The organism is Mycobacterium kiyosense (assembly GCA_021654635.1).
In the GTDB taxonomy this organism is placed as follows: Bacteria; Actinomycetota; Actinomycetes; order Mycobacteriales; family Mycobacteriaceae; genus Mycobacterium; species Mycobacterium kiyosense.
Map to the genome: position 1 here is coordinate 854,820 of AP025179.1, position 26,526 is coordinate 881,345.

Genomic DNA, 26,526 nt, shown 5'->3' on the forward strand with positions numbered 1-26,526 from the left:
CGTGCGCCCAGCAATCAAAGTCGGCTTGTCGACGGCCTCGGTGTACCCGCTGCGGGCCGAGGCCGCATTCGAGTACGCCGCCCGGCTCGGCTACGACGGGGTCGAGCTGATGGTGTGGAGCGAGGCAGTCAGCCAGGACATCGACGCCGTGGCCAAGCTGTCCCGGCGGTACCGGGTGCCGGTGTTGTCCGTACACGCCCCCTGCCTGTTGATCTCGCAACGGGTCTGGGGCGCCAATCCGATCGCCAAACTGGACCGCAGCGTGCGCGCGGCCGAACAGCTGGGCGCGCAGACGGTGGTGGTGCACCCGCCGTTCCGGTGGCAGCGCCGATACGCCGAGGGGTTCCGCGAGCAGGTGATCGCCCTGGAAGAATCCAGCGACGTGATGGTGGCGGTGGAGAACATGTTCCCCTTCCGCGCCGACCGCTTCTTCGGGTCCGAGCAGACCCGGGAACGGATGCGGCGGCGCGGCGGCGGCCCCGGGCCGGCGATCTCGGCGTTCGCGCCGTCCTATGACCCGCTGGACGGCGAGCACGCGCACTACACGCTGGACCTCTCGCACACCTCGACCGCCGGCACCGATTCGCTGGAGATGGCCCGCCGGATGGGCTCGGGGCTGGTGCATCTGCATCTGTGCGACGGCAGCGGACTGCCCGCCGACGAACATCTGGTGCCCGGCCGCGGCACCCAGCCCACCGCCGAGGTGTGCCAGATGCTGGCCAGCAGCGGATTCGCCGGTCACGTGGTGCTGGAAGTGTCCACCTCCGGCGCCCGATCGGCCACCGAGCGCGAAGCAATGCTGGTCGAGTCGCTCCAGTTCGCCCGAACCCACCTGCTGCGCTGACCATGGCAGCCCTGTTCACCGCCGCGATGGCGTTACGGCAGATCGAGTCCGGTCCGGGCGGGCCGGTGTTTGAGGGCGAGCTGGACGAGAACTGGACCATCGGGCCCAAGGTGCACGGCGGGGTCATGGTCGCCTTGAGCGCCAATGCGGCGCGGACGGCGTTCGGCGGCCCGGGCCAGCAGCCCGTGGCGGTGTCGGTGAACTTCCTGTCCGCGCCCGATCCGGGGCCGATGCGCCTGGAGACCTCGATTCGCAAGCGCGGCCGCCGCATCACGGTGGCCGACGTCGAACTGATGCAGGGCGACCGCACCGCGGTGCACTCCGTGGTCACCCTGGGTGAGCCCGAGCATCACCTGCCCGGTGAAAGCCAGCCGCTGTTGTCGGCCAACCCGGTGCTGGAGTTGATGCCGCCGGAGCCCCCAGCGGACCTGGCGCCGATCGGGCCCGGGCACCGGCTGGCCGGCCTGGTGCATCTCGGGGCGGGCTGCGACATCCGGCCGATACTGTCCTCGATGGAGGCGGTTGCGGGTCGGCCGCCGGTGATTCAGATGTGGGCCCGGCCCCGAGACCTAGCTCCGGACGCATTGTTCGCGCTGATGTGCGGGGATCTGTCGGTCCCGGTGACCTTCGCGGTGGACCGCACCGGCTGGGCGCCCACCGTTCAGCTCACCGCGCTGTTGCGGTCGCTGCCCGCCGACGGATGGCTGCGCATCGTCGCCACCTGCGTCGAGATCGGGCACGACTGGTTCGACGAGGACCACATCGTCGTCGACCGGTTGGGCCGCCTGGTGGTGCAGACGCGCCAGTTGGCCATGGTGCCTGCCCGGTAGCGGAGCCGCGCTGTCTGGAATGCTTTCCGGCATGGCACGTATCGCGATCATCGGCGGCGGGAGCATCGGCGAGGCACTGCTGTCCGGCCTGTTGCGGGCCGGCCGGCAGGTCAAGGACCTGGTGGTGGCCGAGCGGATGCCGGATCGGGCCAAATATCTGTCCTCCGCGTACGGGGTGCTGGTGGTGACCTCGATTAGGGATGCGGTGGAAAACGCGTCGTTCGTCGTCGTCGCGGTCAAGCCGGTGGATGTCGAGGCGGTGGTGGACGAACTCGCCGACGTCGCCGCCGACGCCGACAGCGACAGCGTCGAGCAGGTGTTCGTCACCGTGGCCGCTGGTATCACGCTCACCCTGTTCGAGTCCAAATTGCCGGCCGGGACGCCGGTGGTGCGGGCGATGCCCAATGCCGCGGCGCTGGTCGGTGCGGGCGTCACCGCCCTGGCCAAGGGCCGGTTCGTCACGCCGGAGCAGCTGACCGAGGTGTCCGCGCTGTTCGACGCGGTCGGTGGGGTGCTGACGGTTCCCGAGGAGCAGCTGGACGCCGTCACCGCGCTGTCGGGCTCGGGACCGGCGTACTTTTTCCTGCTGGTCGAGGCCTTGGTGGATGCGGGTGTGGCGGTGGGGTTGAGCCGGCAGGTGGCCACCGATCTTGCCGCGCAGACCATGGCCGGGTCGGCGGCGATGCTGCTGGAGCGGATGGACGAGGGGCGGAAACCGGCCGACGGCGAGCCGATCGGATTGCGCGTCGACGCGTCGGCGGCACAGCTGCGGGCGTCGGTCACCTCGCCCGGCGGTACCACCGCCGCCGCGCTGCGGGCGTTGGAGCAGGGCGGCTTTCGGGCTACCGTCGATGCCGCGGTTCAGGCCGCGAAAAGCCGCTCTGAGCAGCTGAGAATTACATCGGAATAATTCGGGAATTTCAACCGATTGTCTCTCACCAGTACCAGTAACCCCACTAGTCCCGCTATTCTCCTCTTTGTAAGCACGTGTGGGTGCCAGCGGAGGGGAAGCCGCTGGCATTGCGCGGGCCTGACACGATTGGGTTGCGATGACGTCAACGAACGGGCCGTCGGCACGGGACTCTGCTGGTAAAGGCGCACGGGACGGCGGTTCCGACGCCGGGCAGTCCCGGGCGCAATTTCTCACTGTCGCCGAGGTTGCGGCGCTGATGCGGGTGTCCAAGATGACCGTGTACCGGCTAGTGCACAACGGCGAACTGCCCGCGGTTCGGGTGGGGCGGTCCTTCCGGGTCCACGCCAAGGCCGTGCACGACATGCTGGAGACGTCTTACTTCGACGCCGGCTAGGCGGCGGCCGGCCGGCTCTTCCGCCGTCCGGCGGGACTAGACGCGCACCAGGTGACTCTGCAGCTGCGCGCCGGTGATTTGGTGTTGCCTGCCCACGGTTGGGTAAGGTAGCGGGGTCATTTCGAGTCAAGCCAAAAAGCTGGTCCGGGTCAGATAGCGGAGTTCATGGGTTCAGTAATCAAGAAGCGGCGCAAGCGTATGTCGAAGAAGAAGCACCGCAAGCTGCTACGTCGCACCCGGGTGCAGCGCAGAAAACTCGGCAAGTAGGTCCTCGGCCGCCGGCGCCGTCACCGGTCCGTAACGCCGTCGTCTCGCTCCGTGGCTAGGCTGTCGGGGTGGATTCGTCGGATAGCAAGGGTGGCGGTGACGCCGGCAGCGACAAGGTGCATTACCCCAAGGTCGTGCTGGTCACCGGCGCGTGCCGGTTCCTCGGGGGCTACCTGACCGCACGGCTGGTGCAGAACCCGTTGGTGAACCGTGTGATAGCGGTGGACGCGATCGCGCCGAGCAAGGACATGCTGCGCCGGATGGGCCGTGCCGAGTTTGTCCGCGCCGACATCCGTAACCCTTTTATCGCCAAGGTGATCCGAAACGGCGACGTCGACACCGTGGTGCATGCGGCGGCGGCCTCCTATGCGCCGCGCTCCGGTGGCAGTGCGGCGTTGAAGGAACTGAACGTGATGGGCGCGATGCAACTGTTCGCCGCCTGTCAGAAGGCGCCGTCGGTGCGCCGGGTGGTGCTGAAGTCGACCTCGGAGGTGTACGGGTCGAGTCCGCACGATCCGGTGATGTTCACCGAGGACAGCAGCAGCCGTCGGCCGTTCCGCGAGGGCTTCGCCAAGGACAGCCTCGACATCGAGGGGTACGTGCGTGGGCTGGGTCGGCGCCGGCCGGACATCGCGGTGACCATTCTGCGGTTAGCCAACATGATCGGTCCGGCGATGGACACCACGTTATCTCGTTATCTGGCAGGGCCTTTGGTGCCGACGATGTTCGGTCGTGATGCCCGGTTGCAGTTGCTGCACGAGCAGGATGCGCTGGGCGCCCTGGAGCGTGCGGCCATGGCGGGCCGGGCCGGCACGTTCAACATCGGCGCCGACGGAATCATAATGCTGTCTCAAGCGATTCGTCGCGCCGGCCGAATTCCGTTGCCAGTACCCAGTTTTGGCGTGTGGGCTCTCGATTCGCTACGGCGGGCCAACCGCTACACCGAGATCAACCGCGAGCAGTTCGCCTACCTGAGCTACGGCCGCGTGATGGACACCACGAGGATGCGCACCGAACTCGGCTACCAGCCGAAGTGGTCGACCGCGGAGGCCTTCGACGACTACGTCCGCGGCCGCGGCTTGACTCCCATAATCGACCCGCATCGGGTACGCTCCTGGGAGGGTCGTGCCGTAGCTGTGGCGCAGCGCTGGGGTAGCAGGAATCCCATTCCCTGGGTCGGGGTCAGATAGGTTTGGATAGATAACGTGGCGGGTGAGACCAGAGCGAATGTCATTCCACTGCACAGCAATCGGGGGCGCGTAGCGGCGCGTCGCCGTGCTGGTAACCCGCGCTCGGATGCGTCCGGTCAGCACCCCTCATCCTTTGCCGATCCCAGCGGCCGGGCGACGGCCGAGGAGATCGCCTCCGTCGTCCGCGAAATCGACGAGCACCGCCGCGCCGCCGGTGGTTCAGCGACCAGTGAGGCGCCACTCAACGATGTTGCTCAGCGCGTCGCTGCGGTCGCCGGATTCCTGCGGCAGCGACTGACCGGCGACTACAACGTCGACGAATTCGGCTTCGACCCGCACTTCAACGACGCGATCGTGCGGCCGTTGCTGAGGTTCTTCTTCAAGTCCTGGTTCCGGGTCGAGGTCAGCGGTGTCGAGAACATCCCGAGCGAGGGCGCGGCCTTGGTGGTCGCCAACCACGCCGGGGTGTTGCCGTTCGACGGCCTGATGCTGTCGGTCGCCGTGCACGACGAACACCCGGCCGAACGCGACCTGCGCCTGCTGGCCGCCGACATGGTGTTCGACCTGCCGGTGGTCGGTTCGACCGCGCGCAAAGCCGGCCACACCATGGCCTGTACCGCCGACGCGCACCGGCTGCTGGCCTCCGGTGAACTGACCGCGGTGTTTCCCGAGGGCTACAAGGGGCTGGGTAAGCGGTTCGAGGATCGCTACCGGCTGCAGCGGTTCGGCCGCGGCGGCTTCGTGTCGGCGGCGCTGCGCACCAAGGCGCCGATCGTGCCGTGCTCGATCATCGGATCCGAAGAGATCTACCCGATGCTCACCGACGTGAAGCTGCTGGCGCGGCTGTTCGGCCTGCCGTACTTCCCGGTGACGCCGCTGTTCCCGCTGGCCGGCCCCGCGGGGCTGGTGCCGCTGCCGTCGAAGTGGCGCATCGCGTTCGGCGAGCCGATCAACACCGCGGATTACCCGGCCAGCGATGCCGACGACCCGATGGTCACCTTCGAACTGACCGACCAGGTGCGCGAGACCATTCAGCAGACGCTGTACCGGCTGCTGGCGGGGCGTCGCAACATCTTCTTCGGCTAGGTCGGGTTCTCGGCGGCTTCGGTGATGAAGCTGCAGCGTCGGTTGTGGACGTGTGGCGTTTGACTGTGACGCTGTGGCGTTGAGTGTGAAGCTACGGCGTTGAGTGTGAAGCTACGGCGTTCGAGGTGTACACAGGGCGCGATTTCCGGGGATTTTGCGCCAAGGCTTCACACCGGACGCCCAGGCTTCACACCGGACGCCCTGGCTTCACACCGGACGCCGTAGCTTCACACCCTTGGCTGCACCCGCGACGCCCAGGCCGCACACCCGCCCAGGCCGCTACACCCGCAGCGCCCAGACCTCACCGTAACGGCCCTTAGCAACGTAAAAACGCCGCCGCGCTCAACCGCGGCGGCGTTCTTCGAACGTCGGGGTTTACTTGACCAGCGTGAACTGGCAGACGTTGGTGTAGCCGTCCCGGAACAGGTCCGAGCAGCCGGTCAGGTAGCGCTGCCAGATGTCGTACATCTCCTGGCCCTTGAGCTCGATGGCCTTTTCCTTGTGCTCTTCGAGCTTCTCGGCCCAGGCGTTCAAGGTCGGCACGTAGTTCTTGCCGATGAAGTGATGGCGCTCGATCTTGAAGCCGGCCTCGGTGGAGTAGCGGTCGACCTGCTCGACCTGCGGCAACTTACCGCCGGGGTAGATCTCCTTCAAGATGAAACTGATGAAGCGCAGCAGGCTCATCGTGGTCTTCAGGCCCATCTTCTTGCCCTCTTCGGCGGTGGGCACCACGATGGTGTGCAGCAAAAAGCGGCCGTCGTCGGGTAGCAGGCTGTAGTACTTCTTGAAGAAGGTGGCGTAGCGCTCGTATCCGGCGTCACCAGCACCGTCGGCGAAGTGCTCGAACGCGCCGAGCGACACGATCCGGTCCACCGGCTCGTCGAACTCCTCCCAGCCCTGCAAGCGCACCTCTTTGCGGCGGGGGCTGTCCATCTCAGCGAACTTTGCTTCGCAGTGGGCGACCTGGTTCTCGCTCAGCGTCAAACCGATGACGTTGACGTCGTAGTACTCGACGGCGTGCCGCATGGTCGAACCCCAGCCGCTGCCGATGTCGAGCAGCGTCATCCCCGGTTCGAGGTTCAGCTTGTCCAGCGCCAGCTTGCGCTTGGCGAACTGCGCCTCTTCGAGCGTCTTGGTCTGCGGCTGATCGATGTTCGGATTCTCATCGAAGTACGCGCAGCTATAGGTCATCGACGGGTCGAGCCACAGCTTGAAAAACTCGTTGGAACGGTCGTAGTGCGACTGCACGGCCTCTACCGGCGGCTTCAGCTGGGTGCCGCCCGGGTTGCTCTCTGATGTCATAAAAGTGACGCTACCTGCCGATATCAGATGGATGCAATTGCGGCCACGGTCGCCTCGGCATCGGCATCGTGGCGGGCTGCCTCGCCCAGCATGGTGACGATGCTGGTGACTACCGGGTTGCCTTCGCCGTCTGTCACTTCGCTTCGGATTTCGGCCAGCACGGTCCCGTGCGACTGGATCACCGAGTCCAGATAAGTGTCGAAGTGCAGCTTGTCGCCGACCATGATCGGCCGGTGGAACAGGAACTTCTGGTCCCGGTGCATCACCCGGGCGATGTTGATGGGGATGCTGAACTTGGTGAAGATCTCCAACTGCACGCGGCGTCCCGCGATGGCCAGGAACGTCAACGGCGCGACGACCGCGGGGTATCCGGCCTCCGCGGCAGCCGCTTCGTCGTAGTGGAGCGGATTGTCGTCCTGGACGGACTGCGCGAACTCCCGGATCTTCTCCCGTCCGACCAGGAAGTAGTCCTCCTGCCGGTAGTGCTTACCGATGATGCCTTCGGCGCCCTGAGGAACTGTCATGCCCGCCGCTTTCCCCTCGAATCGTTGCTAGCGGCGCAGCTTATCAGCGTGATTGACGTCGGGAGGCCAGCGCCGCCAGCGCGCCGCCCGCGGCTCCCAGCGCCAATGCCGACGGGACGCCGATTCGGGCGGCCTTTCGGGCGGTACGGAAATCGCGGATCTCCCAGCCGCGCTCGCGGGCCAGGCTGCGCAGCCGGGCGTCGGGATTGATCGCCACCGCGGTGCCCACCAGCGACAACATCGGGACGTCGTTGTAGCTGTCGGAGTACGCGGTGCAGCGCTTGAGGTTCAGTCCCTCCCTGATGGCCAGGGAGCGCACCGCGTGCGCCTTACCCGGGCCGTGCAGGATGTCGCCCACCAACCGGCCGGTGAAGACGCCGTCGACGGATTCGGCGACCGAGCCCAGGGCGCCGGTCAGGCCCAGCCGGCGGGCGATCGTCGCCGCCAGCTCGTAGGGTGTCGCGGTGATCAACCACACCTGCTGGCCGGCGTCGAGGTGCATCTGGGTGAGTTCGCGGGTGCCCGGCCAGATCTTGTCCGCGATGATCTCGTCGTAGATCTCCTCGCCGAGGCGTACCAGCTCGTCGACCGACCGTCCTTCGATGAAGGCCAGCGCCTTGCGCCGGCCGGCGGCAACGTCGTCGGAGTTCTCCCTGCCCAGAATCTGAAACTTGGCCTGCGCGTAGATGAACCCGAGCACATCGCGGTAGGTGAAATAGTCGCGTGCGGCCAGCCCGCGGCCGAAGTGCACCGCCGACGAACCCTGCACCAGGGTGTTGTCCACGTCGAAGAACGCCGCGGCGGTCAGGTCCACCGGCGGCGGCGGCCGATCGTCGGCGGAGTCGGCGGCATGCAGGTCGTCGAGGGCGCGTTCGGCGCTGGCGTTGGCCGCTACCGCCTCCAGGTCGATACGACCGGTGCGGTCCACGGGGTCGGAGGAAGTCATCGCCAAACCTCCCAATTCGCTGTCTAGCCCGGTACCCGGTCCCGTGCCTGGCACCAACCCTATCCGGCCTCGCCGCCAACGGGATTCGGTTGTCGGCATCGGGCGGCGCCGGCCGCCGGAGGTGCCACACTGGTGGCCATGACCCCGTCCCCGACTCGCCCCCGAGTGGAGTTGCTGACGCGTGCCGGGTGCGCGATCTGCCTGCGCATTCACGCCCAGTTGACCGAGCTGGCCGACGAACTGGATTTCGACCTGTCCAGCACCGACGTCGACGTCGCCGCGCTGGACGGAAACCCCGGGCTGCGGGCCGAATACGGGGACCGGCTGCCGGTGGTGCTGCTCGACGGCCGTGAGCACAGCTACTGGGAGGTCGACGAACCGCGGTTGCGTGCGGATCTGGCGGCACGGGGAACGTCGCGGACCGTCGGCGATATTTGGTAGCCCACCTCAGAACCGACTACCGTGGACAAAGTTCACTTTCCGACGTTCACTTTCCGACGCTGTAAGGGAGCGGGCCAGGTGATGCTGCCGTGAGCATCCTGCTCTTCGGGGTTTCGCACCGCAGTGCGCCGGTTTCCGTCCTGGAACAACTCAGCATCGACGAGTCCGATCAGGTCAAGATCGTCGACCAGATGCTGCAATCCCCCCTGGTCACCGAGGCCATGCTGCTCTCGACCTGCAACCGCGTCGAGGTGTACGCCGTGGTGGACGCCTTCCACGGCGGGCTTTCGGTGATCGGGCAGGCGCTGGCCGAATTCTCCGGCATGTCGATGGGTGACCTGACCAAGCACGCCTACGTCCGCTACAGCGAGGCCGCCGTCGAGCATCTGTTCGCGGTGGCCAGCGGGCTGGATTCGGCGGTGGTCGGCGAGCAGCAGGTGCTCGGTCAGGTCCGCCGCGCCTACGCCGCCGCCGAGGCCAACAGTGCCGTCGGCCGGGTGCTGCACGAGCTGGCCCAGCGGGCACTGTCGGTGGGCAAGCGGGTGCATTCCGAAACCGCGATCGACGCCGCCGGCGCCTCGGTGGTGTCGGTGGCCCTGGGCATCGCCGAATCCAAGCTGGGCACCCTGCGGGGCAAGACCGCGGTGGTGGTCGGGGCGGGCGCGATGGGTGCGCTCGCCGTCGCCCACCTGACCCGCGCCGGCATCGGTCGGGTCCACGTGCTGAACCGTTCGCCGAACCGGGCGCAGCGGCTGGCCGCGCGGGTGGCCGAGTCGGGGGTGCCGGCCACCGCGTCGAGCCTGGACGGGCTGCCCGCGGCGCTCGCCGACGCCGACCTGGTGGTGAGCAGCACCGGGGCGGTCAGCCCGGTGGTGTCGTTGGCCGACGTGCATCACGCGCTGACCGCCACCCGCCGCGACGAGGCCGTCAACCCCCTGGTCATCTGCGATCTCGGGATGCCCCGCGACGTCGACCCCGCGGTGGCCGGCCTGCCCGGCGTCCTGGTCGTCGACGTCGACCGGGTGCAACACGAGCCGTCCGCGCACGCGGCGGCCGCCGACGTGGACGCCGCCCGCGGCATCGTGGCTGCCGAGGTTGCCGCCTACTTGGTCGGGCAGCGGATGGCCGAGGTCACCCCGACCGTCACCGCGCTGCGCCAACGAGCCGCCGACGTGGTGGAGGCGGAGCTGCTGCGCCTGGACAACCGGCTGCCAGGGCTGGACAGCTCCGAACGCGACGAGGTGGCCCGCACGGTACGGCGGGTGGTCGACAAGCTGCTGCACGCGCCCACGGTGCGCATCAAGCAGCTCGCCAGCGCGCCCGGGGGTGACAGCTACGCCGAGGCGCTACGCGAACTCTTCGAACTGGACCAGACGGCGGTCGACGCTGTCGCTGCCGGCGAATTGCCAGTCATGCCAAGCAGTTTCAGCTTTTCCGAGCAAGATCCCGAGCAATCCGCCCCGCAACGTTCGACCGAGTCCTGATTGGCGCATGTGATCCGGATAGGCACTCGTGGCAGCCTGCTGGCCACCACCCAGGCCGCGACCGTCAGAGACGCGTTGATCGCCAACGGCCATCCCGCGGAACTGGTGACGATCAGCACCGTCGGCGACCAGTCGTCGGCGCCGATCGAAACGCTCGGGGTCGGGGTGTTCACCACCGCGCTGCGCGAGGCCATGCAGGACGGCCGCGTCGATGTGGCCGTGCACTCGCACAAGGATTTGCCGACCGCCGACGACCCCCGGTTCACCATCGCGGCGATACCGCGGCGCAACGACCCACGGGACGCGCTGGTGGCCCGCGACGGGTTGGTGCTCGGGGAGTTGCCCGCGGGTTCGCTGGTGGGCACGTCCTCCCCGCGGCGGGCGGCACAGCTTAGAGCACTGGGTCTCGGTTTGGAAATCCGCCCCCTAAGAGGCAACCTAGATACCAGGTTGAACAGGGTAAGCAGTGGTGATCTTGACGCCGTCGTGGTGGCTCGGGCCGGTCTGGCCCGGATAGGCCGTCTCGACGACGTCACCGAGACGTTGGAGCCGGTGCAGATGTTGCCAGCGCCTGCTCAGGGCGCGCTCGCCGTCGAATGCCGGGCCGGCGACAGCAGCCTGGTCGCGGTGTTGGCGGAGTTGGACGATGCCGACTCCCGCGCGGCGGTCACCGCGGAGCGAGCTCTGCTCGCCGAATTGGAGGCGGGTTGCTCCGCACCGGTGGGCGCGATCGCCGAAGTGGTCGAGTCCATCGACGAGGAGGGGCGGGTCTTCGAGGAGTTGTCGCTGCGCGGCTGCGTGGCGGCGCTGGACGGCTCGGATGTGATCCGTGCGTCGGGCATCGGCAGCACCGATCGGGCCCGGGAGCTGGGACTCTCGGTTGCCGCGGAGTTGTTCGAGCTAGGCGCCAGAGAGCTGATGACCGGAGCGCGGGAAGACCCCGCGCAACGAAACTGAGTGGGATTCGAAAAAGGAAACGTGGGAGCGACAACGATGACGCGAGGGCGTAAGCCAAGGCCGGGCCGCATCACATTCGTGGGGTCTGGTCCGGGCGACCCCGGTCTTTTGACCAGCCGGGCGGCCACGGTGCTGGCCAATGCCGCGCTGGTGTTCACCGACCCCGACGTACCGGAGCCGGTGCTGGCGCTGATCGGCAAGGACCTGCCGCCGGTGTCCGGACCGGCGCCGGCCGAACCGGCCCCGGCCGGCTCGGACGCCACATCCGCCAGCACCGAGGCGCCGCCCGCGGTAGTGGCCAGCGGCCCGGATATCCGCCCCGCGCTGGGCGACCCGACGGAGGTGGCCAAGACGCTGACGCACGAGGCGCGCCTGGGGGTGGACGTGGTGCGATTGGTGGCTGGCGACCCGCTGGCGGTCGATGCGGTGATCACCGAGGTCAACGCCGTCGCACGGACCCACCTGCACGTCGAGATCGTGCCGGGTCTGGCCCCCAGCAGCGCCGTGCCGACCTACGCGGGGCTGCCGTTGGGCTCCTCGCACACGGTGGCCGACGTGCGCGACCCGCAGGTGGATTGGGAGGCTTTGGCCGCTGCCCCGGGCCCGCTGATCCTGCAGGCGACCGCGTCGCATCTGGCCGACGCCGCGCGCACCCTGATCGACCACGAACTGGCCGACAGCACGCCGTGTGTAGTGACCGCGCAGGGCACTACCTGTCAGCAGCGCTCGGTGGAGACCACGCTGCTGGGCTTGACCGATCCGGCCGTGCTGGGCGGTGGCGCCGACCCGGCCGGTCCGCTGACCGGTCCGCTGGTGGTGACCATCGGCAAGACCGTGGCCAGCCGGGCCAAGCTGAACTGGTGGGAGAGCCGCGCGCTGTACGGCTGGACGGTGCTGGTTCCGCGCACTAAGGACCAGGCCGGCGAGATGAGCGAGCGGCTGACGTCCTACGGCGCGCTGCCCATCGAGGTACCGACCATCGCCGTAGAGCCGCCGCGCAGCCCGGCCCAGATGGAACGCGCCGTCAAGGGTTTGGTCGACGGCCGGTTCCAGTGGGTGGTGTTCACCTCCACCAACGCGGTGCGCGCGGTGTGGGAGAAGTTCGGCGAATTCGGTCTGGACGCGCGCGCGCGTTCTCCGGCGTCAAGATCGCCTGCGTCGGCGAGTCGACGGCGGACCGGGTCCGCGCCTTCGGCATCAGCCCTGAGCTGGTGCCGTCCGGCGAGCAGTCCTCGATGGGACTGCTGGACGAATTCCCGCCGTACGACAGCATTTTCGACCCGGTGAACCGGGTGCTGCTGCCGCGCGCCGACATCGCGACCGAGACGCTGGCCGAAGGTCTGCGCGAGCGTGGCTGGGAGATCGAGGACGTCACCGCCTACCGGACGGTGCGTGCCGCGCCGCCGCCGGCGTCCACCCGCGAAATGATCAAGACCGGCGGCTTCGACGCGGTGTGCTTCACCTCCAGCTCGACCGTGCGCAACCTGGTCGGCATCGCCGGCAAGCCGCACGCGCGCACCATCATCGCCTGCATCGGACCCAAGACGGCCGAGACCGCGGCCGAGTTCGGGCTTCGGGTGGATGTGCAGCCGGAGACTGCCGCGGTGGGTCCGCTGGTCGACGCGCTGGCCGAACATGCCGCGCGGTTGCGGGCCGAGGGTGCGCTGCCGCCGCCGCGTAAGAAGAGCCGCCGGCGATGACTCGTCGTGCGCTGACTCTGCGTACCGGGCGCGAAAGTGCGAGTAACCGCCGCCCGCAACGCAGAGTCAACGCACGCGGGACGCACCGCTGATGGCTTACCCCCGGCAGCGCCCGCGCCGGCTCCGCTCCACCCCGGCGCTTCGCCGCCTGGTAGCGCAAACCTCTTTGGAGCCAAGGCATTTGGTGTTGCCGATGTTCGTCGCCGACGGTATCGACGAGCCGCGGCCGATCGCGTCGATGCCCGCGGTGGTGCAGCACACCCGCGACTCGCTGCGCAGCGCTGCCGCTGCGGCCGTCGCCGCCGGAGTGGGCGGGCTGATGCTGTTCGGCGTGCCCCGCGAACAAGACAAGGACGCGCGCGGTTCGGCCGGCCTCGACCCCGACGGCATCCTCAACGTCGCCCTGCGGGATCTGACCAAGGATCTCGGCGACGCCACCGTGCTGATGGCCGACACCTGCCTCGACGAGTTCACCGACCACGGCCATTGCGGCGTCCTGGACGAGCGCGGCCGCGTCGACAACGACGCAACCCTGGCCCAATACGTGAAACTTGCTGTGGCACAAGCGCAATCAGGTGCGCATGTGGTGGGGCCCAGCGGCATGATGGACGGTCAGGTGGCGGCGATCCGGGACGGCCTGGACGCGGCCGGCTACACCGACGTCGTGGTGCTGGCCTATGCCGCGAAATTCGCCTCGGCGTTCTACGGGCCGTTCCGCGAGGCGGTGGCCTCCAGCCTGGCCGGTGATCGGCGGACTTATCAGCAAGAGCCGGGCAACGGCCGCGAGGCGCTGCGCGAAATCGAACTGGACCTCGCCGAAGGCGCCGACATGGTGATGGTCAAACCCGCGATGAGCTACCTCGACGTGGTAGCGGCCGCAGCAAGCGTGTCGCCCGTTCCGGTGGCGGCGTATCAGGTATCCGGGGAGTACGCGATGATTTGTGCGGCGGCGGCCAATAATTGGATCGACGAACGCGCCGCGGCGTTGGAGTCGCTGACCAGCATCCGGCGCGCCGGGGCCGACATCGTGCTCACGTACTGGGCCGCCGAGGCGGCGAGGTGGCTGGCGTGACGGAGGCTGACATGAACGCAGCGCAGGAGCCCGACGAGCCCACGGTGCCCAGCCAGAAGCCGCCGTTGTTCTACGAACCGGGCGCCACCTGGTACTGGGTGCTGGCAGGGCCGTTGTCGGCGTTGTCGCTGATCTACATCCAGTGGAGCAACCACGTCGCGATCTCGTATCTGGTTCCGGTGATCTTCCTGGTGTTGGTGTCGGCGTTCGTGGCGCTGCAGGTCAAGGCGGCGCGCATCCACACTTCGGTCGAGCTGACCGAGGATGCGCTGCGGCAGGGCACCGAGACCATCCTGGTGCGCGAGATCGTCAAGGTGTTTCCCGAACCCGAGAACTCGGTGGTCTCCGGGAAACCGCTGGCCAGGTGGCAGTCGGCGCGCGCACTCGGTGAGCTGGTCGGGGTGCCGCGCGGTCGCCGGGGCATCGGTATCAAGCTCACCGGTGGCCGCACCGCGCAGGCCTGGGCGCGCCGGCACCGTCACCTGCGGGACGCGCTGACTCCGCTCGTCGAGGAACGGATGGGCCCCTACGTTTCCGAGCTCGCCGACGAGGTCGACGTCACCGACGACGAGTCGCAGCTGTGAGCGGGCGGGTTTTCATCGAGCTGGTGCTGGCGGGTGCCGCGTTGGTGGCGACCGGGGTCAGTTGGGGGCATACGCGTTCCATGGTCGTGGTCGCCCCGGTCGCTGACGGGCAGCCGTCGACCTTGTCGATGGTCTACGACCCGCAGCAGCTGGTGCTGACGATGTTGTTGGCGACGGTCGCCGGGATCTTCGCCGTCGTCGGGCTGGCCCGGTGGCGGCGGACCCGACGGGTGCCGAGCTGACGCGATTCGCGGACTAAGCGGATTTCTTCAGCAGGGACAGCATCGACTGACGCCGCCAGGTGATGGCGTCGGCCAGGTTGCGCAGCGCCTGGTGGACCGAGCGGGAGACCGGGAACGGTGACTCACCGGAATCGTCGCCGAGCAGGGCGTCGCAGCTGGGGTTGGTGACGACCGTCCATTCCACTCCGGCGGCCCGGCACTCCTCGTCGAGGGCGCATAGCAGCCCGATCCCGGCCGCAGCGAAATGGGTGAGGTCGGTCAGGTCGAGCACCACGGGGTTGGTGCCGTCGACGAACCGCCGAATGTGCCTGCTGACCTGGTCGACGTTGACGGTGTCGACCTCGCCGCGGATGGTGACCACGGTCGCGAGGTGCCGACAGTGCGCCCGGACGAAGGCGCCGCTGCAGTCGACGGTTCCGTTCCCGCGAACCGGCGATGTGATTGCGGTGGTCATTCGGCACCCCATTCCCGTGGCGTTCGACGTTCGGACAAACGACGAGCAAAACCTGTCTCTAAGGTGCCCGCTAAACCTAAAGGTACTGGTAGCCGGGTCTAATTCTTTGGTAAGAAGCTGTGATCTGTGGTTTCGGCACCAAGCCGACGTGTGGGCTCCGCCGCTCGTCGGTGGCGCGGGCGCCGCTTGTTAGGCTGCTCTGGCTGCCGGTCAGCCGAGTTGGTAGTCGAACAGGCAGCGGAGTCCAGCGGAAAGAATCTCGTGCAAAGCGGAGAACTCAGGGGTCAGATTAAGGGCGAGATCAAAGCCCTCACGGGTCTCCGCATCGTCGCCTCGCTGTGGGTGGTGTTCTTTCACTTCCGGCCGATGGTGGCCGACCTGTCGCCCGACCTGCGGGAGAACCTGGCGCCGGTGCTGAACTGCGGCGCGCAGGGCGTCGACCTGTTCTTCATCCTCAGCGGCTTCGTGCTGACCTGGAACTACCTGGACCGGATGGGGCAGTCGTGGTCGCTGCGCGCCACCCTGCACTTCCTGTGGCTGCGACTGGCCAGGGTGTGGCCGGTGTATCTGGTGACGTTGCACCTGGCCGCCGCCTGGTTCATTCTCACGCTGCACGTGGGCCATACGCCGATGCCCGACGTGAGCCGGCTCACCGCTATCAGCTACGTGCGCCAGGTGCTGCTGATTCAGCTCTGGTATCAGCCGTACTTCGACCTGTCCAGCTGGGACGGGCCGGCCTGGTCGATCAGCGCGGAATGGTTGGCGTACCTACTGTTCGGTGTGCTGGTGCTGGTGATCTTCCGGATCCAGCACGCCACCCGGGCCCGCGGCCTGATGCTGATGGCCTTCGCGGCGTCGCTGCCGCCGGTGCTGCTGCTGCTGGCCAGCGGGGTGTTCTACACCCCGTGGAGTTGGCTGCCGCGGATCGTGACGCAGTTCGCCGCGGGCGCCATCGCGTGCGCCGCGGTGCGCCGGCTGCGCCTGGGTGAGCGTGGTCGGCGCATCGCCGGATACCTTTCGCTGCTGCTGGTCGCCGCGATCGTCGGCACCCTGTACCTGCTGCGGGATTTCCCGATCACCGGCGTGTACGACAGCGGCGGCGTGGTTGACCTGTTGTTCGTTCCGCTGGTGATCACGCTGGCGGTCGGCCTCGGCAGCTTGCCGTGGCTGCTGTCGACCCGGTGGCTGGTGTATGGCGGCGAGATCTCGTTTTGCTTGTACATGGTGCACGAGTTGGTGCACACCAGCTGGACGTGGGCGGTGGTGAACTTCGCGCTGCGGCCCTGGGAACAGGACAGTCCGTGGCGCTGGAACATCTTCGGGCTGCTGGCCATCTCGGTGCTGCTGTCGATCCTGCTGTACCACTGCGTCGAGGAGCCGGCGCGCCGGTGGATGCGCAGGATGGTCGACGCGCCGCCCACCCCGGCGGGCCACGACCCGCAGCAGACACCGGAGACCGACGCCCAACCCATCGATGTTGCGCGGAAAGAGGTTTCGCCCCCCGTGGCGGCCACCTGAGTTGTCCCCCCGATCGCCGCGAGTTGACGAGTGTCCGCGGCGATATCCGCTTACCATTTATTCCAGTCGCTCGAGGCGTGCGGGAGGAGATCGTGGTGGGTCGGCTGGCGGCGCTGATCGTTGGTCTGCTGGTTGCGGTTGCTGTCGTGACGCCGGCTCCGTCGCCGTCGGCCAGCGAGTCGCCCTACCGCACAACGAGTTTCGATTTCCGGGTGAACCACGTCGCGGTCATCGGCGACTCGTACACCACCGGCACCGACGAGGGCGGGCTGGGGCCCAATGCGTGGACGGCCCGCGCCTGGCAGCAGCTGGCCCAGCGCGGCACCCGCGTCCACGCCGACGTGGCCGCCGAGGGCAGGGCCGGCTACGCCGCGGTCGGCGACCACGGCCACGTGTTCTTCGACCTGACCGCCAACGCGGTCAAGCCCGAGGACGTGCTGGTGATGTTCTTCGGCTCACGAAACGACCAGGGGGTCGATCCCGGGCTGCTCACCGACCGGGTGCGGGACACGCTGGACCGGGCGCGCGGCCTGGCGCCGTCCGCGCGACTGCTGGTGATCGGACCACCCTGGCCGTCGGCGGATGTGCCGCAGGAGATATCGCGGATTCGGGACATCCTGCATGCGGCGGCGCGGGCGGTGGACGCCGAGTTCGTCGACCCGTTGGACCGCCGCTGGTTCGTCGATCGGCCGGACCTGATCGGCGCCGACGGCGTGCACCCCACCGACACCGGGCACGCCTATATGGCCCGTAAGATCGCGCCGCTGGTCCGTACCCAGTTGTCGCGGTGATCGCCGTATTCGTCGTTTCCGCGAGTGCCACCCCGCGGTGGATTTCGGTGTCGAAAATTGCAGTGCCGTTGCATTCGCCGGGCACGGATCTGGGTGCGGCTTGAGTTCTGTGCTGATTTAGCGATTTGCGGCTCGGTACTGTCGAGATAGTCGCGGCTCGATGCGGGGCCTTTGCGGATTCGGGTGTGGGTGACCGATCTGGTCAACGTGGATCTGGATGCGATGGCGCGATTGCAGCCGCAGGTTCAGGCGTTGGTGGGGCAGATGACCGAGGATCTTCGCGGCGGTGTTCCGGCCGATGGCGGCGGTCCGGGAGATGTTCCGTCGTTGGCGGCGGCGCATGCGATGTCTGAGACGGCCTGGGCGGTGCAACTTCTTGTAGGACAACGATTTTCGCAGGTCGCTGGGTTGTGCGAGGAGGCCCGTAAGCGCTTTTGATCGCGGAATCGCAGTTGACGATGGCGTGGAACAAATTACCCACGTTGTTGCCTCCCAGGTAGGTGCGCGTTGTCACCGACCAAGACGCAGGTGTTGCACACCTACCCGCAGCAGGTGCTCGACCTGATCGACTCGTGGAAGAAGATTTTCGCCAAGCTGGAGACGCGGGCAGAGACCTACCGGGGGTATGTCGACAATCCGGGTGGGTCAACATGGGAGGGCAAACCGCCCAAGCGGCCAGGGGCCGCGCCAGGGCTGATCAGCAGGCGGTTGCCGGTGCCCGCGACACAGTGGACGCGCAAGCCAAGTCGATCGCGGACACCGTAAGTACGAGTTTGTGGCCGCCGTTGACCAACGCCCAGCAGATCATCGGCAACGCTGAGAAGGTTGCGGGGGTTACGGTCACCGGGGCGCCGCGCATCCATGATGATGTGACAGGCCTTGACCTGAATGCCCTGGATCTAGGGGAAATCGTCAAGACACCGGGTGGTCAGCTGCTAGCGGTGTTCGGTGACTCCTTCACCGACGGTCCAGGGCGTGGTGTTCATTACCCCTCGGTGGCCGTCGAGGTGACGATCGACCCCAACACCGGGCAGATCAGCTACGGCAAAGTGAAATTCACGCTTCCGGCGGGCACCATTGTGCTGAACGGAAAGACGTACATGATGGTCGCGGCTACATCGGCAGGATGTAATGGCAACAATCTGCCCGGGATACCTGCCGCGACGCCTGTGCCAACGCCCGATAGTGGTGGCCACATCAACGGAATCTCGACAGCGCCGGGTTACGGCAGTATGGCGTACCAGCCGGCGATAGGCTTCCGGCCGCAAAGTTGCTGCCGCCGTTTCATTCGATCACCGTCGACGGTGTGACCTGCGGGGTGGACGACGCCAAAACGACCGCTTGCAGGGACACTCAGGGCCAAGGATTTGTCTTGTCGCCCAACGGATCCGGGTGGCTCCCGCACGTCTAAACCGAGCTAACATTTCGACGTCGCGTCGCCGGCGAATCAACGCGGCCGCGCAAATGTTGCGCTGACGTCGGTTGATTCGTTGCGCAGATCCCCTAGGACACTCGCGATGCCGTTTTTCCGCCGGATGGTCACCGAGACGATTTTCCGCCCGCCCCAAGCGGATTGACAAGAACTGCTGCGTTCAGATCTGCTACCCGACAGCCAAACCGGTTGCCGTCGAGAATCTTTCGCGTCTCAGTCTTCTGCGTGCCGCTCGTAGTCCCATCGCTCGAGGCGGGCTTGAAGTTGCACGAGGCCGAGTCCGGCGACAGGTGTGGCTGCGGTAAGCAGAACCAACAGCAGCGGACTCATCTGAAAACCTCCAAAACTCTTTTATTAGTACCACGTTCGCCGCCGCCGAGTGGTTCATTAGGCAACAAAGTCGCCACGAAATTGACTCGATTTCAGCCGTTCGGCAGGGCCCGGTCGGCCAGCGCGCCGATGACCGGTGCCAGCAACTGCGCATACTCGGTCGTGATGTGATTGTCGTCGCGGAACACCAGGGTGTTGCCGACGATCATCGGGCAGCGCTCCGCGGTGCAGAACAGGTCGGTCAGGTCGGCGTACTGCCCGCCGGCCTCGGTGGTGGCCCGCTGCTCGGCGGCGACGCCGTCCCCGTTGACCGCGACCGACCGCGCCGGCGCGCACGCCCCGGCGTCGTCCAGGTGAGCCGACAGGCACGTCGGCGCGGCGGCCTGCGGGTCGGCCACCGGGCCCAGCACCAGCACGCTGGAGCCCATGCCGCGCAGCGTGGTCACCACCAGGGCCAGGCTGTCGATCCAGGCCCGGTCGTAGGAGGCGAAGCTGAAGTCTGCGTGGTAGCGCCGGCTCATCCCGAGCACCACCAGTTTCGGCCGCTCGGCCGCCACCCGTCCCATCACCTCGCCGCGCCACTGTTCACACTCGGTGTACTTGCGGCCCAGGTAGGGGCTGACGATCGGCAGGTCCAGGAACGGGCAGGTGACCTTCGCCATCGTCTCGAGCCGCCAATGCCGCTGCTCGGCGACCTGGCGCAGCGCCGGGTCCCACATGGCGGCGTGGGAGTCGCCGATCAGGGTCACCCGGGTGGGGGAGCCGGTGTCGGCGGTCGCGCATTCACTCTGGCCGAGGTCCCGCCAGGAACGCATGCAGCCGTTGACGAACACCGGCGCCTTGTCGCCGGGCGCCGCCGACAGCGACGGGTTCAGGTTCGACGGCACCGGACCGAGGCCGGCCGACGCGGCGAGTAGGTCGCGGGCCTGCGCGAACGCCTGCCGGACTGCGGCTTCCTGCGGACTGAGCTGCGGATCCGGGGCCGGTGGCAACGCCACGATCCTGGCCTGCGGCGCGGCGGCACCGTGGCCCACCGGCGCGGGCACGGCCGTCAGCAACACGGCGCACGCGCAGGCGGCGACGGCACTCGCGGCACCGGCCACCGCCAGGCTGGCTTTGGCGGAGCCGCGCAGCGCGGCGGCGAAGCGGCCCGGGTTCTCCACCGCGTGCATGGTGATCACCGCCAGTCCCGCCGACACCGTCGTGGCCGCCAGTCGCCCGGGCAGGCCGCCCGGGTCACCCAGCAGCGGCGGCAACAGCAGCAGCACCGGCCAGTGCCACAGGTACCACGAGTACGACACCCGCCCGATCGCCCGCATCACCGGGGGGCACAGCAGCCGTCCCACCCCCAGGCCACCGGTGACCGAGCCGGCGCCGATCACCAGCGCGGTGCCCAGCACCGGCAACAGCGCCGAGGTGCCGGGATAGGGCGTATGCGGTCCCAGCTGGGTGCAGGTCAGGAGGATCAGTGCCAGCCCACCCCATCCGGCTACCGCCGCGGGCAGCAGCGGCAACCGCTTCCACTGGTGGATCGTGAGTGCCACCAGCCCGCCCGCGGCCAGCTCCCACGCCCGGGTGGGCAGCGAGAAGAACGCCCACGGCGGCGATATCCGGGTCCACACCACCGCAGCCGCCAACGACGCCACCCCGACGGCGGCCAGCAGCGCCGCGTACGGCGTCGCGCCGGACATCGCGGTGCGCCGGAACCGGCCGAGAAGCCAGGCCGTCCCGATGATCAGCGCCGGCCACACCAGATAGAACTGTTCCTCGACACCCAGCGACCAGTAGTGCTGGAACGGCGACGGCGCGGCCGAACCCATGTAGTCGGTGCCCTGCACGGCGAAGCGATAGTTACCGACGTAGAGCATGCTGGCGATGCCGTCGATGAAGACCCGGCGGGCCTGCAACGGCGGCAGCACGATCGCGGCGAAGATCGCGGTGATGACCCCGACGGTGGCCGCGGCCGGCAGCAGGCGGCGGGCGCGGGCGGCGTAGAAACTGCCCAGCGCAACGGTTTCGGTGGCCGCGACCTCGCGCCACAACAGCCCGGTGATGAGGAAGCCGGAGATCACGAAGAAAACGTCGACGCCGATGTAGCCGCCGGCGATGCCGGGAACGCCCGCGTGGTAGAGGACGACGGCGATCACCGCGATGGCGCGCAGGCCCTCGATGTCGGGACGGAACGGGGCGCGGGCTATGCGCCGTCCCAGGGGCTGGGTCGCGCGGGTGGTGTCCGCCTCGGTCATCGGCTCGCGGTCATGTGCTGGTCGTCACGGATCAGGTCGCCATCCAGGCCAGCTCGGCGGGCAGTTGCGCGCGCCAGTAGTCGACGTCGTGGCCACCGGGGGAGAAGCTGCCGGCCGGCTTCTTCTTCAGGTGGCCGGCGAACTGGCTCGAGGCGAACAAGAAGCGGTCCCCGATGCCGCAGTCGATCCGGATGGGGATCGAATTGAGCACCGGCAGCCCGAACACGGTGTTGCGGTTCCAGTCGTCGAGGCTGTCGAACGCGCCCGGCGCGCTGCCGAGGTAGGACATGTACAGCGCCGGGCTGACCGCGCAGATCCCCGCCGTGCGGGCCGGGCCGAGCCGGGCGCCCAGCAGCAGGGCGCCGTACCCGCCCATGGACCAGCCCAGGAAGCCGACTTTGGAGGTGTCCATGCCCATCGAGGTCAGCATCGGCAGCAATTCCTCGAGCACCATGGTGCCGGAGTCCTCGCCGTTGGCCCGGCGATGCCAGTAGCAGTCCGAGCCGCCGTCGACGCCGACTACGGCGAACGGCGGTTTACCCTCGGCGACCAGCTGCGCCAGCGCGTCCTCGACACCGCACTCCAGCATCATGTTGGCGTCGCGGTCCTTGCCGTGCAAAGCGATCACCGGCCGCAGCATCTTGGTCTGGCCGGGCGGCATCGCGATCACCCAGTTCGTCCTGATGCCGCCGCGGGCGGCCGACACGAACGAGCCGGTGAGCTTGGTGGGCAGCGTCTTGCCCGCGGTCGGGGGGTCGAACGGGGCCGGCGCGGCCGGGGCCCGGGGCGAATCGACCAGCGCGCCGAGCGCAAATGCACCGGCGGCACCAGCGCCCATGCGCAGCACCGAGCGGCGGGTCAGGTCGGCCACGATCGTCAATACTGCCGCGCCGCAACGTTTTGACACCCGTGCCACGCCGTATTGGAAGGTACTCGTGACGGCGGCGTGATGATCGGGCCTGCTCGCCGTCACGGAGGGCGTCGTGCGGGGACCCGACTGCCCGGATTCGCACAGGTGTCCCACTCGCGATCGGTGGCGAGATGTGCTGTCGTTAGCCATGCCCAGCGCACCGCAACTGCGCCAAGGACTGTCGCAGCGGCACCTGAACATGATCGCAATCGGCGGGGTGATCGGTGCCGGCTTGTTCGTCGGGTCGGGCGTGGTGATCCACAAGACCGGCCCGGCGGCGTTTCTGACCTACGCGATCTGCGGTTTGCTCATAATCCTGGTGATGCGGATGCTCGGCGAGATGGCGGCGGCGAACCCGTCGACCGGATCGTTCGCCGATTACGCCGCAACGGCTCTCGGCGGCTGGGCGGGTTTCTCGGTGGGCTGGCTGTACTGGTACTTCTGGGTCATCGTGGTCGGCTTCGAGGCGGTCGCCGGCGGCAAGGTGCTCAACTACTGGTTCCCGGCGCCGCTGTGGCTGTCGTCGTTGTGCCTGATGTTGCTGATGACGACGACAAACCTGTTCTCGGTGTCCTCGTTCGGGGAGTTCGAATTCTGGTTCGCCGGAATCAAAGTCGCGACCATCGTGCTCTTCTTGGGTCTGGGCACAGCGTTCGCGTTCGGCTGGCTGCCCGGCCGGCGCGGGGGATTTGCCAACCTGACGGCGCACGGCGGCTTCTTTCCGCACGGCGTCGGGGCCGTCTTCGCCGCGATCGTGGTGGTGATCTTCTCCATGGTGGGCGCCGAGGTGGTCACCATCGCCGCCGCCGAAAGCCGGGACCCCGAACGCGCGGTGGCGCGGGCGACGAACTCGGTGGTGGCGCGGATCGCGGTGTTCTTCGTCGGGTCCGTGTTCTTGCTGGTGGTGGTATTGCCCTGGAATTCAACCGAACTGGGCGCTTCGCCCTATGTCGCCGCGCTCAAGCAGATGGGCATACCGGGCGCTGATCAGGTGATGAACGCGGTGGTGCTCACCGCCGTGCTGTCCTGCTTGAACTCGGGCCTGTACACCGCCTCGCGGATGCTGTTCGTGCTCGCCGACCGGGGCCAGGCGCCGGCGCAACTGGTGCGCATCAGCGGGCGCGGGGTGCCGCACGTCGCGATCATCGGGTCGTCGGTGGTGGGTTTCGGCTGCGTGTTGATGGCATGGCTGGCGCCCGACACGGTGTTCCTGTTTCTGCTGAACTCCTCGGGCGCCATCATCTTGTTCGTCTACCTGCTGATCGCGCTGTCGCAGCTCGTGTTGCGGCGCCACACGCCGGGCGAGAGGTTGCGGGTGAGGATGTGGTTCTTCCCGGGGTTGTCGCTGTTGACCGCTGCGGGAATCGTTGCGGTGCTGGTGCAGATGGCGTTCGACCGCGACGCGCGGTCCCAGTTGTGGCTGAGCCTGTTGTCCTGGTTGGTGGTGCTCGGGGCGTACCGCTGCCTGCCTCGCAGTCGCAAAAGCAGCCAGCCCGAGCCGAATTAGGGCAGGCTCGTGCGTCTGAGTGCGGCTAATTCCAACCCCGCTCGATCGTTTTGACCAGCGCGGTCAGCGTCGCGTTCACCGGCGCTTCGACGCCCACCCGCGCACCCTGGCGTGGCACCGCGCCGTTGATGACGTCGATCTCGCTGACCCGGTGTGCCTCGTGGTCCAGCAACGCCGAGGGCTTCGCGTCGGGCATTCCCGCACCGAAATTGCGAACGTGCGCAACGGGATCCGCGACGTCGACGGCGATGCCCGACGCGCGGGCCACCGTCCACGCCTCGGTCGCGGCGGCCCGGCTGACCGGCCCCATCTCCGGGTCGTCCAGCACCTGCCCGACGGTCATGCCGGTCAGCGCGCACGGCGCGCTGTAGGCGACGTTGCAGATCAGCTTCTCCCACTGCATCGCGGCGATGTCGGTAACCGCGGCGGCGTCGAAACCGGCCTCGGCCCACACCCGGGCAACCGACGCGACCCGTTCGTAGGGTAGCGCAGAGTAGGCGCCAAAACGCATGGCGCGCATGGCATTGTGGTGCACATGCCCGGGCGCCAGCCGGGCCGCGCCGAAGCCGCTGGCGATCCCGACGGCCACCCGGTGCGCGCCGACGACCCCGGCGACGACGTCGGCCGAGCCCAGCCCGTTCTGGATGGTCAACACCGGCGTATCGTCGCCCAACATCGAAAGTGCCTGCTGCGCACCGGCTTCCACGTCGGCGGCTTTGACCGCCAACACCACCAGGTCCATTACTTCGGCGGGCGACGCGGTGCCGGCCCGCACCCGCACCGTCTCGTCGTAGCCGGGGCCGCTGACCCGCAGCCCGTGCTGCGCAATGGTGTCGATTCCGGCCTGGTAGCGGTCCACCACCGTCACCTCGTTACCGGCCAGCGCCAACCTCGCGGCATACACCGAACCCATTGCGCCACAGCCGATTATCCCGATCTTCATGAGTCTCCTAACCCGTCAACTCGGCGATGATCTCAGCCAGGCCGGGCTTCTGTTCCAGGCCGAAGCCCGGCGCGTCCGTCGGGGTGATCCGGCCGTCGCGCAGCTCGCAGCCCGGCGAGTAGCCGCCGAACGGCTGGAACACGCCCGGGTATGACTCGCAGCCGCCCAGGCCCAACCCGGCCGCGATGTGCAGGTTGATCAGGTGCCCGCCGTGCGGGAACGCGAACCGGCGATCGAAACCGTGCCCCTCGAGCACCTCCAGCATGCGGGCGTACTCGCCGAGCCCGTAGCTCAACCCGGCGTCCATCTGGAAGACGTCGCGCCCCGGGCGCATACCGCCGTAGCGCACCAGGTTGAGCACGTCGGGCACCGAGAACAAGTTCTCCCCGGTGGCCACCGAGCCGTCGTAACAGTCGGTCACGGCGTGATTCAGCTCGAAATCCAGCGGATCGCCGGGCTCCTCGAACCAGCGCAAGCCGTAGGGTGCCAGCGCGGCCGCCCACTGCGTCGCCGCTGCGCGGGAAAACCGGCCGTTGGCGTCCACGGCCACCCGCGCGGCCTCGCCGACCACGTCGACGACGGTCTCGACCCGGGCCAGATCCTCGGCCAGCGGCGCCCCGCCGATTTTCATCTTGACCGCGTCATAACCCAGGTCCAGGTAGCCGCGCATCTCCGCGCGCAGCCCGTCCCGGCCGCAGCGGCCGGTATCGGGGTGGTAGTAGCCGCCCGCGGCGTAGACGGGTACCGAGGCCGCCGGCTCGGTACCGAAGTGGCGCGCGATGGTGGCGTAGGCAGGCTCGTCGTCCAGTTTGGCGAGCAGGTCCCAGCAGGCCAGCTCCAGCGCCGCTGCCGCGGCGGCCCGGTCACCGTGGCCGCCGGGTTTCTCATTGCGCAGGGCGCACGCCAGCACCGCGGTTGGGCTGAGCCTGCCCGCGTCATCGAGCAGCGAACCCGGTTCCGCGGCCAGCACCCGCGGAATCATCCGGTCCCGCAGGATCCCGCTCTGCGCGAACCGGCCGATCGAGTCGAAAGCGACGCCCACCACCTGCCGGCCATCCCGGACGGCGACGAGTGCGACCAGCGAAACGGTGTGGCCGGAGAAGTCGACGACCGCGTTGGCCGCGCTGCCCTGCAGCCCGACCGCCCGCTCGCGGATGGCAGTGAGTTGCATCACCCGCCGATGGTCAGCAGGACCGCCTGCTCGAACGGGATCCTGCCGAACGCACGCCGCGCATTGGTGACGACCTGCGCCGCCTCGGCGCGGGAGACCACCCGCGGGTCGGTGACGCGGAAATTCCGGCCTTTGCGGGTCATCCGCCCGCCGCCCGCGGCGACGAGATTCTTCAGCCAGTCCCGGTCCGGGCCGTAGCTCAACAGGATTGCGATGCCGGGCTTCCCGTCGACGAACGTGTCGAAAGCGTTGACCGGTGTCCGATAGGGCTTGCCGGAACGTCGTCCGACGTGCTCGACGATCGCGTATCCGGGCGCCCGGCCGGCCCACAGCCGCTGGACCGGATTGGTGACGTGCCGGTTGAACCGGGCGAGCCATTGTGGGAGTTGCATACGCCAACTCTTACACCCTGTAGTTGAAGCGACCGCAGCGGCTGGGACACTGGTCG

At 68.1% G+C, this 26,526-nt stretch carries 28 protein-coding genes and 1 pseudogene; 20 read left to right on the forward strand and 9 right to left on the reverse strand.

Going from position 1 to position 26,526, the window contains the following annotated elements; translation table 11 throughout:
* The first annotated feature begins 1 nt into the window (after nt 1).
* The 7 genes from L6444_RS04040 to L6444_RS04070 all read left to right on the forward strand — a co-directional run bounded on the left by L6444_RS04040 (nt 2) and on the right by L6444_RS04070 (nt 5,524).
* Nucleotides 2–844 carry a sugar phosphate isomerase/epimerase family protein gene (locus L6444_RS04040; protein WP_236980824.1) on the forward strand — a complete coding sequence of 281 codons (843 nt, stop codon included), beginning with the start codon at nt 2–4 and terminating at the stop codon, nt 842–844.
* Between the two features lie 2 nt (nt 845–846).
* Nucleotides 847–1,674, forward strand: a complete 828-nt coding sequence (locus L6444_RS04045; protein WP_236980826.1) for a thioesterase family protein — start codon at nt 847–849, stop codon at nt 1,672–1,674.
* Nucleotides 1,675–1,705: 31 nt separating this feature from the next.
* Nucleotides 1,706–2,584 carry a pyrroline-5-carboxylate reductase gene (gene proC, locus L6444_RS04050; protein WP_236980835.1) on the forward strand — a complete coding sequence of 293 codons (879 nt, stop codon included), beginning with the start codon at nt 1,706–1,708 and terminating at the stop codon, nt 2,582–2,584.
* Between the two features lie 139 nt (nt 2,585–2,723).
* Nucleotides 2,724–2,981 carry a cell division/environmental response transcriptional regulator gene (locus L6444_RS04055; RefSeq protein ID WP_236980837.1) on the forward strand — a complete coding sequence of 86 codons (258 nt, stop codon included), beginning with the start codon at nt 2,724–2,726 and terminating at the stop codon, nt 2,979–2,981.
* A gap of 165 nt (nt 2,982–3,146) precedes the next feature.
* Nucleotides 3,147–3,248 (forward strand): 30S ribosomal protein bS22, encoded by a 102-nt coding sequence (locus tag L6444_RS04060; RefSeq protein WP_003402602.1) that lies wholly within the window; start codon nt 3,147–3,149, stop codon nt 3,246–3,248.
* Nucleotides 3,249–3,316: 68 nt separating this feature from the next.
* Nucleotides 3,317–4,438, forward strand: coding sequence for an SDR family oxidoreductase (locus tag L6444_RS04065; RefSeq protein ID WP_236980839.1), 1,122 nt, complete (start codon nt 3,317–3,319; stop codon nt 4,436–4,438).
* A gap of 6 nt (nt 4,439–4,444) precedes the next feature.
* Nucleotides 4,445–5,524, forward strand: coding sequence for a lysophospholipid acyltransferase family protein (locus tag L6444_RS04070; RefSeq protein WP_236983773.1), 1,080 nt, complete (start codon nt 4,445–4,447; stop codon nt 5,522–5,524).
* A 375-nt stretch (nt 5,525–5,899) separates the two neighbouring features.
* On the opposite strand, the gene L6444_RS04075 is transcribed toward L6444_RS04070, so the two are convergent.
* Genes L6444_RS04075 through L6444_RS04085 form a run of 3 tightly spaced genes read right to left on the reverse strand, consistent with a single transcriptional unit; the run spans nt 5,900 to nt 8,296 of the window.
* Nucleotides 5,900–6,826: a cyclopropane mycolic acid synthase family methyltransferase gene (locus L6444_RS04075; protein ID WP_236980842.1), complete on the reverse strand. Its 927-nt coding sequence runs from the start codon at nt 6,824–6,826 to the stop codon at nt 5,900–5,902.
* 23 nt (nt 6,827–6,849) lie between these two features.
* Nucleotides 6,850–7,350, reverse strand: coding sequence for an FAS1-like dehydratase domain-containing protein (locus L6444_RS04080; RefSeq protein ID WP_236980844.1), 501 nt, complete (start codon nt 7,348–7,350; stop codon nt 6,850–6,852).
* A gap of 43 nt (nt 7,351–7,393) precedes the next feature.
* Nucleotides 7,394–8,296, reverse strand: a complete 903-nt coding sequence (locus tag L6444_RS04085; protein WP_236980846.1) for an HAD family hydrolase — start codon at nt 8,294–8,296, stop codon at nt 7,394–7,396.
* A 138-nt stretch (nt 8,297–8,434) separates the two neighbouring features.
* Here L6444_RS04085 and L6444_RS04090 point away from each other — a divergent pair, with 138 nt between their 5' ends.
* The 7 genes and pseudogenes from L6444_RS04090 (at nt 8,435) to L6444_RS04120 (ending at nt 14,776) form a co-directional block, all read left to right on the forward strand.
* Nucleotides 8,435–8,737 carry a glutaredoxin family protein gene (locus tag L6444_RS04090; RefSeq protein ID WP_236980848.1) on the forward strand — a complete coding sequence of 101 codons (303 nt, stop codon included), beginning with the start codon at nt 8,435–8,437 and terminating at the stop codon, nt 8,735–8,737.
* Nucleotides 8,738–8,826: 89 nt separating this feature from the next.
* A complete protein-coding gene (locus L6444_RS04095; protein WP_236980850.1) occupies nt 8,827–10,221 on the forward strand; it encodes a glutamyl-tRNA reductase in 1,395 nt (464 codons plus the stop codon).
* Between the two features lie 9 nt (nt 10,222–10,230).
* A complete protein-coding gene (gene hemC, locus L6444_RS04100) occupies nt 10,231–11,178 on the forward strand; it encodes a hydroxymethylbilane synthase (protein ID WP_236983775.1) in 948 nt (315 codons plus the stop codon).
* 36 nt (nt 11,179–11,214) lie between these two features.
* A pseudogene (locus tag L6444_RS04105) lies at nt 11,215–12,878 on the forward strand (bifunctional uroporphyrinogen-III C-methyltransferase/uroporphyrinogen-III synthase).
* A 91-nt stretch (nt 12,879–12,969) separates the two neighbouring features.
* The gene (hemB, locus tag L6444_RS04110) at nt 12,970–13,950 is read left to right on the forward strand and encodes a porphobilinogen synthase (RefSeq protein WP_236980852.1); all 981 of its coding nucleotides are present in this window, start codon (nt 12,970–12,972) and stop codon (nt 13,948–13,950) included.
* A gap of 11 nt (nt 13,951–13,961) precedes the next feature.
* The gene (locus tag L6444_RS04115) at nt 13,962–14,534 is read left to right on the forward strand and encodes a DUF3093 domain-containing protein (RefSeq protein WP_236983777.1); all 573 of its coding nucleotides are present in this window, start codon (nt 13,962–13,964) and stop codon (nt 14,532–14,534) included.
* Nucleotides 14,531–14,776 (forward strand): hypothetical protein, encoded by a 246-nt coding sequence (locus L6444_RS04120; protein WP_236980854.1) that lies wholly within the window; start codon nt 14,531–14,533, stop codon nt 14,774–14,776. The genes L6444_RS04115 and L6444_RS04120 overlap by 4 nt, the downstream gene beginning before the upstream one ends.
* Before the next feature lie 13 nt (nt 14,777–14,789).
* On the opposite strand, the gene L6444_RS04125 is transcribed toward L6444_RS04120, so the two are convergent.
* The gene (locus L6444_RS04125) at nt 14,790–15,230 is read right to left on the reverse strand and encodes an STAS domain-containing protein (protein WP_236980856.1); all 441 of its coding nucleotides are present in this window, start codon (nt 15,228–15,230) and stop codon (nt 14,790–14,792) included.
* A gap of 261 nt (nt 15,231–15,491) precedes the next feature.
* Here L6444_RS04125 and L6444_RS04130 point away from each other — a divergent pair, with 261 nt between their 5' ends.
* The 5 genes from L6444_RS04130 (at nt 15,492) to L6444_RS04150 (ending at nt 18,849) form a co-directional block, all read left to right on the forward strand.
* Nucleotides 15,492–16,748: an acyltransferase family protein gene (locus L6444_RS04130; protein ID WP_309297857.1), complete on the forward strand. Its 1,257-nt coding sequence runs from the start codon at nt 15,492–15,494 to the stop codon at nt 16,746–16,748.
* Between the two features lie 95 nt (nt 16,749–16,843).
* Nucleotides 16,844–17,539 (forward strand): Rv0518 family GDSL lipase, encoded by a 696-nt coding sequence (locus tag L6444_RS04135; protein ID WP_370653143.1) that lies wholly within the window; start codon nt 16,844–16,846, stop codon nt 17,537–17,539.
* 189 nt (nt 17,540–17,728) lie between these two features.
* Complete coding sequence (locus tag L6444_RS04140; protein WP_236980858.1) at nt 17,729–17,977, forward strand: hypothetical protein; 249 nt, start codon at nt 17,729–17,731, stop codon at nt 17,975–17,977.
* A 69-nt stretch (nt 17,978–18,046) separates the two neighbouring features.
* The gene (locus L6444_RS04145) at nt 18,047–18,304 is read left to right on the forward strand and encodes a hypothetical protein (protein ID WP_236980860.1); all 258 of its coding nucleotides are present in this window, start codon (nt 18,047–18,049) and stop codon (nt 18,302–18,304) included.
* A 20-nt stretch (nt 18,305–18,324) separates the two neighbouring features.
* Nucleotides 18,325–18,849 (forward strand): hypothetical protein, encoded by a 525-nt coding sequence (locus L6444_RS04150; protein WP_236980862.1) that lies wholly within the window; start codon nt 18,325–18,327, stop codon nt 18,847–18,849.
* Nucleotides 18,850–19,393: 544 nt separating this feature from the next.
* Here the strand turns inward: L6444_RS04150 and L6444_RS04155 are convergent.
* Together L6444_RS04155 and L6444_RS04160 are read right to left on the reverse strand one after the other, a co-directional pair.
* Nucleotides 19,394–21,511, reverse strand: coding sequence for an acyltransferase family protein (locus L6444_RS04155; RefSeq protein ID WP_236983781.1), 2,118 nt, complete (start codon nt 21,509–21,511; stop codon nt 19,394–19,396).
* A 67-nt stretch (nt 21,512–21,578) separates the two neighbouring features.
* Entirely contained in the window at nt 21,579–22,427 is an 849-nt protein-coding gene (locus tag L6444_RS04160; protein ID WP_459551932.1) for an alpha/beta hydrolase, read from the reverse strand.
* Between the two features lie 178 nt (nt 22,428–22,605).
* Here L6444_RS04160 and L6444_RS04165 point away from each other — a divergent pair, with 178 nt between their 5' ends.
* Nucleotides 22,606–23,964: an amino acid permease gene (locus L6444_RS04165; protein WP_236983785.1), complete on the forward strand. Its 1,359-nt coding sequence runs from the start codon at nt 22,606–22,608 to the stop codon at nt 23,962–23,964.
* A 25-nt stretch (nt 23,965–23,989) separates the two neighbouring features.
* On the opposite strand, the gene L6444_RS04170 is transcribed toward L6444_RS04165, so the two are convergent.
* Genes L6444_RS04170 through L6444_RS04180 form a run of 3 tightly spaced genes read right to left on the reverse strand, consistent with a single transcriptional unit; the run spans nt 23,990 to nt 26,470 of the window.
* The gene (locus tag L6444_RS04170) at nt 23,990–24,907 is read right to left on the reverse strand and encodes a ketopantoate reductase family protein (RefSeq protein WP_236980864.1); all 918 of its coding nucleotides are present in this window, start codon (nt 24,905–24,907) and stop codon (nt 23,990–23,992) included.
* Nucleotides 24,908–24,914: 7 nt separating this feature from the next.
* Complete coding sequence (locus L6444_RS04175) at nt 24,915–26,078, reverse strand: enolase C-terminal domain-like protein (protein ID WP_236983787.1); 1,164 nt, start codon at nt 26,076–26,078, stop codon at nt 24,915–24,917.
* A complete protein-coding gene (locus L6444_RS04180; RefSeq protein WP_236980872.1) occupies nt 26,078–26,470 on the reverse strand; it encodes a nitroreductase family deazaflavin-dependent oxidoreductase in 393 nt (130 codons plus the stop codon). Before L6444_RS04180 ends, L6444_RS04175 begins: the two co-directional genes overlap by 1 nt.
* Nucleotides 26,471–26,526 lie beyond the last annotated feature (56 nt).